Here is a 13,034-nt window from a genome sequence, read left to right as displayed (position 1 = left end):
TCTTTTTATTTTACAGAATTCAACTAAGTATACTTAGTAACTAAGTATATTTCAAGGATAGAATTTTTACTTCCTATTATTCTTGGCAAGTAGCACAATAGAAACTAGCCCTACCGGATTGTTTTATTTTCCTTATTATTCCTTGGCAGTTTAAACATTTTTTATTTTCTCGTGCATAGACCTGTAATTCTTGTTGGAAATAACCAGGTTTACTATCGCCACTAACAAAATCCTTGAGAGTAGTTCCGCCTGCTGATATGGCTTTTGTTAAGACATGTTTGACGGCTAACAACAAATTACTTATTTCATTGTTTGACAAACTACTACCCAATCTGCCTGGATGTATTTTAGCCATAAAAAGGCTCTCAGAGGCATATATATTACCAACACCAACAATAATCCGATTATCCATTAGCAAGTTTTTTATCGGAACAGAGCGATTCAGCAATTTTATTTTTAGATATTCATAAGACATATCCTCTGACAGAGGTTCTACGCCTAAATTTACTAAAAATTTTTCTTCAATGAGGTTTGTTTGCCCAGTATAAATCATACCGAAACGTCGTGAATCGTTAAAAACTAATTTCTCACAAGTCCCCAAAGAAAAAATCACATGATCATGCTTTTGTAGCTGATAATCGCTAGGTTGTAGTGTTAGTCTACCCGTCATACCAAGATGGACAATAATCGAATAATAATTATCTAGATCAATTAGCAAATATTTTGCCCGACGTTTTAGAGCAATAATTCTTGCTGATTTTACATCTGATTCTAACTGATCGCTCAGTCTATAGCGTATATTATCCCGTCTTTTATCAAGCTTATTTATGGTAGCCCCTATTATTCGCTGTTCTAGGCAGCGTTTTAATGTTTCAACCTCAGGAAGTTCTGGCATTTTTACATTTTACTACTATTGTTAATTTATTATATACCATGTATACCACATAAACAACTTAGCACTAATAGTCATCTCAGAAAAATATTCTTCATAAAATACTTAGTGTACATTATAATTAGTAATATACTAAAATAATTCTTCAGAATAGAAGAGTATAATGATTTATAATATAAACTCGTAGAAATATATGGATAATAATAACGACTTTCCTGGTCAAGTAAATTTTGGTTTTTCCAAAGTGTCCTTTGAGCAAAAAAGAGATATGGTTAGAGATATTTTTTCTAGCGTTGCTAATGAATATGATGTAATGAATGACTTAATGAGCTTAGGGATACATCGTTTATGGAAAGATCAATTTGTTAGGCAAATTCCTAATTTAACATCAAATATATTGGACGTTGCAAGTGGCACCGGCGATATAGCTTTTAGGATAATAAAGCAAGCTAAGGAGCAAAATATATTACCCCAAGTCACTTTGTGTGATATAAATTTAGACATGCTGACGATAGCTCGTAATAAAGCTGTTGATAGTAACATATTACATGGATTAGAGTATGTCGTAGCTGATGCGGAAAAATTACCTTTTCCTGATAATAGTTTCGATTGCTATACTATAGCATTTGGTATTAGAAATGTGTCAAAAATTGACAATGCCCTAAAAGAAGCTTATCGCGTACTAAAGCCCAAGGGCAAATTTCTATGTTTAGAATTCTCTAAAATGCAATATGAGGGTCTGAAGCAATTATACCAGTTTTATTCGTTTAATATTATTCCTAAGATTGGTAAAATTGTAGCAAACAACGAAGCAGCTTATCAATATTTGGTAGAAAGTATTAGTTTATTCCCAGATCAGGAGAATTTTGCGATTATGTTAAAGGATGCTGGATTTAGCGATGTTAGTTATAAGAATCTTAATTTAGGTGTTGCTACTATTCATAGTGGTTATAGATGATTAGCTTATTATTGAATTTTTGGCATATATTAAGAGTGGTAAGTAAGCAACAAATTCTGACTTATCCAGGTACCATAAAATTACCATCTAGGTTAAGAATTCTTGGTTGGATGATAACCATAATAGTTTATCCGATTGGTTTATTTAAACTACCAAAAGACGATTTTGGTATGAGGTTAACTGATTGTTTTAAAAAATTAGGACCTGTTTATATAAAATTTGGGCAAACTCTTTCCACCAGACCAGATCTCATCGGAGTTAAAATTACTAACTATTTGCAATCTCTACAAGATAAGTTGCCGCCTTTTAGTAGCGATATCGCACGACAAATTATTGAGGAGTCTTTTGGACAAAGTGCCGATGAGTTATTTTCCGCCTTTGAGGATATACCAGTTGCGGCGGCGTCGATTTCTCAAGTACACAAAGCTAGGCTAAAATCAGGCGAGTTGGTTGCGGTAAAAATATTACGCCCTGAAATTCATCACACATATAATAAGGACATTAAACTTTTATATATTCTGGCTAGGCTAGTAGCAAGAATATCTACAAAATTAAAAAGATTACGATTAGTGGCAGTAATGGATGTATTTAATGCTACTATGAAGTTTGAGCTTGACCTACGTTTAGAGGCAGCTGCCGCCTCAGAATTGTTTGACAATTTCCAAAATGATGTTGATATATATATTCCTAAAATTTATTGGCAACTGACGCATGAATATATAATAACCACAGAATGGGTAGATGGAACATCAATTTATGCTCGAGATAAGCTGATAGAACAGGGCTTAGATCTAGCTAAAATAGCTCGGAAATTTGCTGTAATGTTTTTTAATCAAGTATATAGAGATGGTTTCTTTCATGCAGATTTGCACCCTGGCAATATTCTAGTTAGGTCAGATGGTAGCATAGTGTTAATAGATTTTGGTATTATGGGTAGATTATCTGATAAAGATAGAATGGCAATTGCTGAGAGCCTATTTGGTTTTCTAAGTAAAAACTATAAGCTAGTAGCACTTGTCCATCTTCGGGCTGGTTATATAGATAAAAATACCGATCTTGATCTTTTTGCCCAAGCCTGTAGAGCAGTGAGCGAACCGATTATAGGATATGCTGTCAAAAATATTTCTATAGGTAAATTACTTGCCCAATTATTTAAAATTACTGAAGATTTTGGTATGGAGGTGCAACCACAATTGCTATTATTACAGAAAACTATAGTAGTAGTTGAAGGGGTGGGACAACAGCTCGATCCAGAAATTAATATGTGGCAGCTTATAGAACCATGGATCAAGAAATGGGCAGCTAAAAATCTTAGCCCAGAGGCAAAGATGATTAGGCTTTTAAAGCATTTAGTAATAGAAATATCGGAAAGATTATGTAAATGAAAATAGTAACTTGGAATATTAATTCTATACGTTTGCGACTTAATTTGCTTAAGAAGCTAATTGATCAACATCAGCCTGATATTATATCTCTCCAAGAGACCAAAACAGTTAATGAGTTATTTCCTCATCAAGCTATTAATGATATGGGTTATAATCATATATATTATTCAGGGCAAAAATCTTATAATGGAGTAGCAATTTTATCGAAAATTCCTATTACTAATAGATTCTCCCTTGAATTATATAATAGTGATAAAAGGCATGTAGCAGTTGAAGTTCTGGGTATAGAAATCCATAATTTTTATGTACCAGCTGGTGGAGATATAGCTGATGTAAAGATCAATGAGAAATTTAAACATAAATTGGCATATTTAGAATTAGTACAACAATGGTTGACTAATAATCGTAGTAAAAATAGTAAGATGATCATAACAGGAGACTTAAATATCGCACCATATGAGCATGACGTATGGTCGAGTCGTCAATTGCGGAATGTTGTTAGCCATACAGATATAGAGCGTTCAACCTTGTTGGAGTTACAATCTTCCCTGGGTTTTATCGATAGTAGCCGTCATTTCGTACCGTATGATCAAAAATTTTATACTTGGTGGAGTTATAGAAACATAGACTGGCAAAAATCTAACCGGGGACGTAGATTAGATCATATTTGGACTAGTTGTAACTTACAAGATAAGATGTTATCGGTCAGCTCCTTATCAGAAGCTAGGGGATGGCTTCAACCTTCTGATCATGTGCCTTATTTTTTAACATTAGACGCCTATGTTTAAAAATTGTCGCACCTTCTCGCAATTACACCTGCGTTTAAATTTATTGAGGCAATGTCATTGACATGACCTAGTGTATATGATAGCATATTGTACAATTAAAGAAATGTTGTACTAGATTTGGTGTATCGTATAAGAGTGCTACTTAAGACGATTTTTAAACGCATACGTCATTGCGAGGAGTGTGGAAACCACACGACGAAGCAATCCATTTCTAAACATTTTATGGATTGCCACGACCACTAACGTGGTCTCGCAATGACGATTTTTAATAGGAATATGATAAAAATATATGGCTAAAAAACAAAATTTATTAAAAAATTTGCTGACCAGCGTGTCAGTTGCCTCCATTGTCTCAAGCATAGGGGGAAGCAGCGGGGCTTTTGCTGCTGCTGATGTTAATATTGGTAATACCCATACTACTCTTAGTATTCTTCACACTGCTGGTTTTCATGGTGGTGATAACCTAGAATTTAATGAAGCTCTTGATGGTGGTGGTATTGTTACCCTTACAGTTGATGCAGCAAGTGGTGCTGCTGGCAATATAGGTAATATAACTGCAACAAATCCTGGTAATATCGTGATAGACCGCAATATTACTATAGGAGGTGATATACTAAGAGGTGGTGGTCTTGGAGATACTATGACTGCTAGCATTAATAACAATACTACATTAACATTATCTGCTGGAGTAGATCACACAGGGTTAGGGGCTGTAACGCTTAATGGTGCAACCGCTACACTTACCCTAGCAGATAATACCACCGTCCATAATGCCATAGATGGTGCTGGTGTTGGTCAGGGGATATTAAACCTAGGAATTGGTAGTACGGTAAATGGAGAAATTGGTGGTACTAAATCTTTAGCGACAGTAAATATAGCTGGTGGAGAGGTTAATATAAACCATAATGTTTCTGCTGCTAATACTACTCTTATCGCAGGGTCTGTACTTAAGTTGGCAGCTGATAAAACCATTAATGGTACTATAAAGAACATTAGTGGTGTTGATGGTAAGGGAACATTAACTTTCTTGGGAGCTGGTGGGGTAACTGGCAATATTGGTGCTGCTGGTGCTTCTTTATTAGAGGTAAATATAGGTGCTGGAGAAGTTAGTTTAGGTGGTAATGTTTTTGCTACTGATACTAAGCTTACCGCAGGATCTGTACTTAAGTTGGCAGCTGATAAAACCATTAATGGTGCTATAAAGAACATTAGTGGTGTTGATGGTAAGGGAACATTAACTTTCTTGGGAGCTGGTACAGTAACTGAAAATATTGGTGATGTTGGTGCTTCTTTATTAGAGGTAAATATAGGTGCTGGAGAAGTTAATTTAGGTGGTAATGTTTTTGCTATTGATACTACGCTTACCGCAGGATCTGTACTTAAGTTGGCAGCTGATAAAACCATTAATGGTGCTATAAAGAACATTAGTGGTGTTGATGGTAAGGGAACATTAACTTTCTTGGGAGCTGGTGGGGTAACTGGCAATATTGGTGAGGATACGTTGGCTTTAGCCCAGATTAATATAGGTGCTAATGCCGGTGGAGAGGTTATATTAGGGGGAAACGTTTATACTAAAAAACTTGAATTTGCTAACGCCAGCAATGTAAAAATTGCTGGTGATTTTGGAGGTGGAGCTAATGGAGCTGCAGGTGAAGTTGATTTCGGTGCAGGAGGAACGCTAACATTTAATGGTGCATTGGGTGACCTTAAGACATTTAATGCAACAATAGCTAATGGTGCTAATGGTACTTTAAATGTTCAGGGTAGACTCAAAGCTACCCATGCAAATATTGGTAATATTAAAACCATAAATATTGGTACTGCTGATCCTGCTGCTGGTTTCCTGACAATAGACGCTTCCGCTGGTAATGTTGCTCTTCTTAATGATGCTGCTGCAGCTGCAGGACCAGGGGTAGCAATTAATTTCTTAGATATAGCTTCGGAGTTGCGACTACTTACAGATGGTGTGGATAGCACCATAACCTTTTATGATCATTTACCAGGAGTTGCTGGTGGTGGCGGGATCGTGTCGTTGGAGGGTGCAAATGGTCACACTTTAACTTTAGATTCTAATGGTGCAAAAACTCTTGGAACAGCTGGTAATACACTGACTAGATTGGATGTACGTGGTCAGGTGACTATCGCAGGTCGTGATGCTGATAGATTTGATATACACCATGTTCCTATGTTAAACGTTATTAAGGGAGCGGTATTTACCGATGAGGGTGCTACCTCAGCCCAGATTGCTACAGTTAATATTGGGGCAACGGGTGGTGGCGGTGTTGGTGCAGCAACTTACGTACTAGATGCAATACATGGTGATTTTAATATTTTAGCTAATGTTGGTGATCAAATTAATTTCTCGGATCCAGATGCTAGATTAATCTTACAGAATAGTGATAATACTGCTGTTCTCAAGACTATAACTTTAGCAAATACTCTAGACCCAGGTCTAGTAGCAAATGGTAAAGGTATAGTTGAATTAAACTCTGTCCATAATGGTAAAATGTTAACGATTACCAAAGCAGCAGCTCAGTCATTAGGTACCGACGTTAATAAGTTAAAAGAAGTGAAGTTTTCTGGTGATGGGGATCTTACTATCGACCCCACCATATATGCTCATACTATAACATCAGATATAGATGGTACGGTAGCAACAAACGGTATTGATGGTGATGTTAATTTTACTAAGGCTACTATACTTACTATCCGCGGTGCTAATAATATTACGGGTAATGTAATTTTCAATGCTGCTGGTCAGTTAACTGGTAACGTTGGTGGTGGTGTGACTTTTGCTACTGCTGGTCAGTTAACAGGTAACGTTGGTGGTGATGTGACTTTTGATGCTGCTGGTCGGTTAACTGGTACCGTCACTGGTAATGCAGTTTTCAATGCTGCTGGTCAGTTAACTGGTAACGTTGGTGGTAATGTGATTTTTGCTGCTAATGGTACTGTGGATGGTAACGTTACAAAAGTTGTAACTGTTAATGGGGGCAATAGTACCGTTGGTGGTTCGATTGGTAGCGTAGCTTTTACTGGTAATGGTCAATTAGCTGCCAATAAGGGTGTCACAGGTGAGGTAGATTTTAATAATCATGAAGGTACCGTTACGGTGGCACATCAGAAGACAATCGGTGGTGATATCAAAAAGGGTAAAAATGCAACTTTAGTGTTTGCAGGGGATGGAGAAGTAAGTGGAATTAAAGAGTTAAAACTATTACAAGCTGGTAATGGTAATGTAAAATTAGCCACTGGTGATTATGGAATTACTGAAATCCAAGGGAATGGAACGCAGACTTTAACTTTTGCTGATAAGTTTAATTCAACAGGATCTATTAACAAAAATGGCGGAACGGCAGTTAATTTAATATTCGATGGGAGTAGCAGAATTGATGGTGTTGTCGGGAGTGACAAGAGTCCCGTTGGTAATATCCAAATTAAAGCTGGTACTGTCGCATTTGGTGATTCAATCAATGCTAAAGGAGATATCAAGATACTAAAAGGTGCAACTACTGCGATTTCTAAAAATTTCACTGCCAAGAGCCTTACAGGAGAAGGTACGGTTAGATTTAATAACCCACAAGAGCTGATCCTTAATATTCCAATAGAGACCGGTACTATAGAAATCGCCGGAGGTAATATACAAGCTACTAAGAAGATTTCAACGGGTAATGTTTTATTCTCTAATTCTAAAGAGGCAATTTTAACCTTAAAAGAGGAAAGCATTATAAGTAATATTGAAACAACTGGCAATGGCATACATAGTCTAGCATTAAATGCCAATCTTACCATTGCAGCCGGTAATGTTGGATCAAAGAGTAACAGATTAAAAGAGATTAAATTACTAGGTAATCATACAATCAGCATTATTGGTAATAATTTTTATTCCAATATATCTACCGCAAATAAGGATAGTGGTATAGTAATGTTTAACTCGGATGATAGTGTTGCTCATGGCAATCTCGGAACAAATGAGTTTAGATTGTCTGATGTAACTTTTGATAGTAATTCTACGGCGGAAGGTGATGTTTACTCCAAAAAAATAACCATTAAAGATAAGAAAACAGCAACTTTTGCTGGTACTGAGAAAAAAACTATAGACGTACCAGGAGTACCAAGGTTATTGGAAAAGTTTACCTATAGCACGCAAATTGGTTCGGAAGAAATAAATGCTGAAGGCTCATCCAAGATACAGTTTAAAAGTGGAGCCTTGGTTAATGCTCCAATTAATGGTGGAGAGGTAATATTAGCAGATAATGTCTGGTTTAAAGAAAAAGTAACGTCAGCAGCTCCTGTAACCTTTGCTGCAGATAAGTATGTAATATTGGAACAAGACGTTAAATTTGCTAGCATTGCAGCCAATCAAGCCAAGATAATTATGTTAGGTGAAAAACAAACTATTACTGGTGATTTAACCGCTAAAGATTTAACCATGGATCTTGGAACTAGCCAAGTTAAATATGGTAATACTGCCAAATTGACAGGAGAGCTAAAATTACGCAGTTTCTATGACACATCAAAGTTAGATGGTGGTAATATAGAAATTCTGAGTAATGGTAAATTGGATCTATCTCAACTAGACAAATTGGTTGTAACAATAGCGGGACAGACGGATATTAGTGAAATGCCTGATGAGACTAAATATGTTCTGATTTCGTCAGTTGATTGTAATGGTGTTAGTTTGGATCCAAGTAAAGTTGACTTGAAACTCGATGAACAAAGCCGCTTTGTCAGCTGGACTATTGATCCTAGCAATCTAACCCTGCATGCAAAGGACATTCATAAGAAAGTTATAGAAAAAGACGTAATAGAATTAGATGAAGAATCAGCAAAAACACAAGACCCTGATGCTGCTAGCCGTTTATCTGAAAGAGCGACTCTTCTTAAGCTGTTGAATAATATAACTGATAAAGATAGTGATGCTTTTAAGTACTTGGGCGAGATTGGTCTAATGGATAAAGATAATCGTGCTTTGGCAATGGATAAACTATTACCTGGTAATACAAATCCAATTTCAATGGAATTAGCACTTATGGTAAGTGAAGCAATTTCTCAAGTTGCTTCCCAAATTGCTTCAAGGTCTGTGAATATGCTGCCTGTAGCATCGGGTGATGATGATAAGGTAACGTATGGAGTATGGGGTAGTCCATTTTATGCCGTTGGTCACCAAGAAATGCGAAAAGGAATTAGTGGTTATAGATCAAAATCGGTTGGTGGTATATTTGGCTTTGATGGTTTAATAAATGATGACTTGCTAGTTGGTGTAGCTTATAGCAAAATTGATACAAAAATGTCTCATAAAGATCTGAAATTTGGCGATAAAACTAACGGTACTACTAATCTCTTCTCTTTATATGGTTCATATAAATTCCCAAGCAATTTCTTTGCTGAAGCGGTAGCATCATATGGCATAACCGATGTTAAAAACGCAGAAGGACGTGTAGTTCTTGATGATAATAAGAAAGTTACTACAGGCACAACTGTTGCTAAATATAAATCTACTTCTTATAGTGGGCAACTACTTACCGGGTATAATTACCAACCTTCTGAAAAGTTAACTATTACGCCAACCATTGGGCTAAGATACTCACAATTTATGGATGACGGTCATGTGCAAAGTGGTACAGTATGCCAAAACTTAACTGTTAAGAAGACGTCGTACAATAAATTTGAAGGTATTTTGGGTCTAAGGACTGCAACAAACATCCAACTTGACCAATTACTACTAATACCAGAATTGCATGGTTACGTTAATTATGATTTCAAAGGAAAATCACCAAAAATTGATGCAAGGTTAGGTGGGATGAATGAACCATTACCAACAAAATCAGTTAAACCTGCTAAGGTTTCCTTTACTGTTGGTACTGGTCTAACTGTGAAATCCAATATGATGGAATATGGTGTTACCTATAATGCCCACATTGCTGATAAATATATTGGTCATCAAGGTAGTTTGAAGGTTAAAGTGAACTTCTAGAGAGTAAAAATTGGATTGCCAAGCGTCGGCGTATATGTGTCTCAAACGTCATTGTGAGAAGGCATAGCCGATGAAGCAATCCATTTCTAATCAACTTTTATGGATTGCCGCGTCGCCGCAAAGCGGCTCCTCGCAATGACGATTTGTACGTTAACTTTTTTCCGTGAACGCTCATGATTATAGTCAATTCAGGAGAATTTGGGGCTAGGAGCGATGGAGCGACGCCTATAAGTAATAGGCGAGCATTGAGCGACGACGTCACCAACTTCTCATCAATTGACTATAGTACGTTTTAAGGTTAGGCTATAATTTAAATTAAAGTATCTATTGTTGACAGGTTTTGTTTTGGATATAATTAAAGGAACAATAATGTGGCTTTTAAATTGTTATTGAACAATTGGATGATTTAATTATGAGCGAAGAACTTCTGCAAAGAGATTTAATCAAGAATCCTCAAAAAATAGGGAGTTGGAATTTTTATAATATTGGTTCAACAACTATTAGTGCTTTAAAAAAATCTGATATAATAAGAAGTATAGATTATGGGAATGTATCAAACAAGAGAGTTGATGCCATTATCACCAAAAAAAAGAAGTTATTGCTATTGTGGAATTTAAATCACCTGAACATTTTAATACCAAGGATAAAAAAAATAATGCCATTCTGCAAGAAATTGAGGTTGCCAAAAAACTAAAAACAAAATTAATTATTGCAACTGATACCAAAGAGACGGTATGGTTTAATGTTGCTACTGGTAATACCGTAAAAACCGAAGAAGGTAATGATTTTAAATATCCTTTTGATTCTAAAGATATAAACTTACCAAAAGTTATCAATGAAATAATACAATCAATAAATGAGAAAAATGATAGAATTTTACCAAAAGAACTAGTCAATCCAACAGATTTAGCAAAACAAATATGGCAAGATGTTTGGAGTGTTAGCGGTGCAACCCCTGATAATTGCTTATACACATTTGTTGAATTATTTATATTCAAATATTTAAGTGATTTAAAAATATTGCAAGGTACTTATAATTTTTACACTTTACTTGGGATGTATGAAGAAGGCAATGAAACTAATACAGTTTTACAACATTATGCAAATATTATCAGACCACAAATAAAAGAGCTGTTTCCTGAAAATGCCCTAGACAAGACCACCATAATAAATGGTAGCATATTTATCAGCAAAGAACAAAAAGCTGTTGATGGTTACGGAATAGTCTTTAAAAAAGTTCTCCAAAAATTTAAAAATTATGGAAAACTTGAACATATTGACCATGATTTTAAAAGTAAGTTATTCGAGAGTTTTTTAAAAGAAAGTATCAGTAAAAAGAATTGGGGGCAGTTCTTTACCCCAATTAAAGTTGTCCGTGCTATCAATGAAATGGCAGAAGGTGAGCTAAAAGAAGGAATGACTATTTGTGATCCAGCCTGCGGAGTGGGAAAATTTCCATTAGAATTTATAAAGAACGATCTTGATAAGCTCTTTAAAGTTGAAAACAATAAAATAATACAAAAAGTTAAAATAGTTGGTTTTGATAAGGGTTTTGATAAAGATGAGCAAAAAACCATCATTTTAGCAAAAGCCAATATGCTTATTTATTTTTGTGAACTGATAAAAGATAATATTGGATTAACTAGGGAATTTGCCAAAATATTTAATGAGAGTTTTATTTTAAAAACAAACTCAATACTTGGTACACTTTCAGAAGCAGAAGAAGAAAAATATGACTTAATTTTAACAAACCCACCTTATGTAACAAGTGGTAGTAGTAATTTAAAAGAAGAGATAGCTAAAAATACTACGTTAAAAAATTATTATAAGATAAATGCCATGGGTATTGAGGGGCTTTTCATGGAGTGGATTATAAAAGCTCTTAAGAAAGGTGCTAAGGCTTTTATAGTTGTGCCTGACGGCATTTTTAATAAACGGAACGATAAAAATTTAAGGCAATATATTTTAGATAGTTGCTATATTGATGCAATTATTTCTTTGCCATTAAAGACATTTTTTACAACGACCAAAAAGACTTATATTTTAGCGATTACAAAAAAATTCGATATTTCTGATATTCAGACTAATCCAGTATTCACCTATTTAGTTAGTGAAATTGGTGAAAGCAGAGATGTAAATAGATTTGATATTGAGCAAGATGACTTAAAAGAAGCTGTTAATTTGTATAACGCTTTTAAGGGTAATAAGAAGTATTTTGCAAATCTTAATCATGATAAGAGATGTAAGATAGTTTCGATAAATGAATTTGACAGTGATAAAAATTGGTCTGTAGAAAGATGGTGGAGTAAAGAAGAAAAAATTGAATTAGCTATTGGAGAAACAGACCAAATGGTTTCAATTAGTGAGTTTAGCGATATAATTAAGGATTTAGGAATGATCTGTAATGAGTTTAGCAAATCATTACAAGATAGCGTTCTTTATAAAATTGAGAATGAAATTGGAAGTTGCAAAAGTATCAAAATAGAGGGTATTTTTAATATAAAAAAGGGAGTAGCAAAATACACTAAGACTTATATTAAAGAACATGAAGGTTCGTATCCTGTCTACTCAGCAAACACCAAACAAGATGGTGTTTTAGGTTATATAAATCATTTTGATCATGAGGTTGAATCTATCCAGATTACTACCAATGGATATGCTGGCACAGTTTTTTATAGGTCAAAACATAAATTTAGCATAAATGGAGATGCAAGATTGTATATCCCAAAATGTGATAATCTTGATTGTTTATATCTATCGTTTGAATTACAAAAAGCATTAGATAAAAATAACTTTAATTGGGAATATAAGCCAACCATAGAAAGAACAAGAAATATTGAAGTCAAAATTCCAATTACTACAGCAGGTGAATTTGATTTACCAAAACAACAAGAAATAGCAGAAAAATATCGTAAAATCGAAGAAATAAAGACTAATATAAAAAGAGAACTTGAAAAAATAGAAAATATAAAAGTTGATATTGGTTTATAATCTTAACCTCTACAATCCGTTAAGGCTAGGAAACTGTCGGGGA

Annotated in this window: 8 protein-coding genes; 7 read left to right on the top strand and 1 reads right to left on the bottom strand. The window is 34.9% G+C overall.

Translation table 11 applies throughout. The features are described 5' to 3' along the window. Positions 1-76: 76 nt before the first annotated feature. Positions 77-895, bottom strand: coding sequence for a bifunctional DNA-formamidopyrimidine glycosylase/DNA-(apurinic or apyrimidinic site) lyase (gene mutM, locus AAGD42_RS03790; RefSeq protein ID WP_341753305.1), 819 nt, complete (start codon positions 893-895; stop codon positions 77-79). 190 nt (positions 896-1,085) lie between these two features. Between mutM and ubiE the strand changes: the two genes are divergently transcribed. From ubiE to AAGD42_RS03755, 7 genes are all read left to right on the top strand, one after another. Next, on the top strand, positions 1,086-1,850 hold the full coding sequence (gene ubiE, locus AAGD42_RS03785) for a bifunctional demethylmenaquinone methyltransferase/2-methoxy-6-polyprenyl-1,4-benzoquinol methylase UbiE (RefSeq protein ID WP_341753304.1): 765 nt from the start codon (positions 1,086-1,088) through the stop codon (positions 1,848-1,850). Beyond that, entirely contained in the window at positions 1,847-3,235 is a 1,389-nt protein-coding gene (gene ubiB, locus AAGD42_RS03780) for a 2-polyprenylphenol 6-hydroxylase (RefSeq protein WP_341753303.1), read from the top strand. Before ubiE ends, ubiB begins: the two co-directional genes overlap by 4 nt. Further along, positions 3,232-4,023, top strand: a complete 792-nt coding sequence (gene xth, locus AAGD42_RS03775; RefSeq protein ID WP_341753302.1) for an exodeoxyribonuclease III — start codon at positions 3,232-3,234, stop codon at positions 4,021-4,023. Before ubiB ends, xth begins: the two co-directional genes overlap by 4 nt. Before the next feature lie 289 nt (positions 4,024-4,312). After that, positions 4,313-10,000, top strand: a complete 5,688-nt coding sequence (locus AAGD42_RS03770; RefSeq protein WP_341753301.1) for an autotransporter domain-containing protein — start codon at positions 4,313-4,315, stop codon at positions 9,998-10,000. Between the two features lie 173 nt (positions 10,001-10,173). After that, complete coding sequence (locus AAGD42_RS03765; RefSeq protein WP_341753300.1) at positions 10,174-10,296, top strand: palindromic element RPE2 domain-containing protein; 123 nt, start codon at positions 10,174-10,176, stop codon at positions 10,294-10,296. 101 nt (positions 10,297-10,397) lie between these two features. Beyond that, a complete protein-coding gene (locus AAGD42_RS03760) occupies positions 10,398-10,694 on the top strand; it encodes a hypothetical protein (protein ID WP_341760707.1) in 297 nt (98 codons plus the stop codon). Next, positions 10,607-12,991, top strand: a complete 2,385-nt coding sequence (locus tag AAGD42_RS03755) for an N-6 DNA methylase (protein ID WP_341753299.1) — start codon at positions 10,607-10,609, stop codon at positions 12,989-12,991. Before AAGD42_RS03760 ends, AAGD42_RS03755 begins: the two co-directional genes overlap by 88 nt. The last annotated feature ends 43 nt before the right edge of the window (positions 12,992-13,034 follow it).

Origin of the sequence: Candidatus Tisiphia endosymbiont of Dioctria linearis (assembly GCF_964026545.1) — a bacterium.
Taxonomy (GTDB): Bacteria; Pseudomonadota; Alphaproteobacteria; order Rickettsiales; family Rickettsiaceae; genus Tisiphia.
Note: the sequence above shows the minus strand (reverse complement) of the source record. Positions and strands in the feature narration are given on the sequence as shown.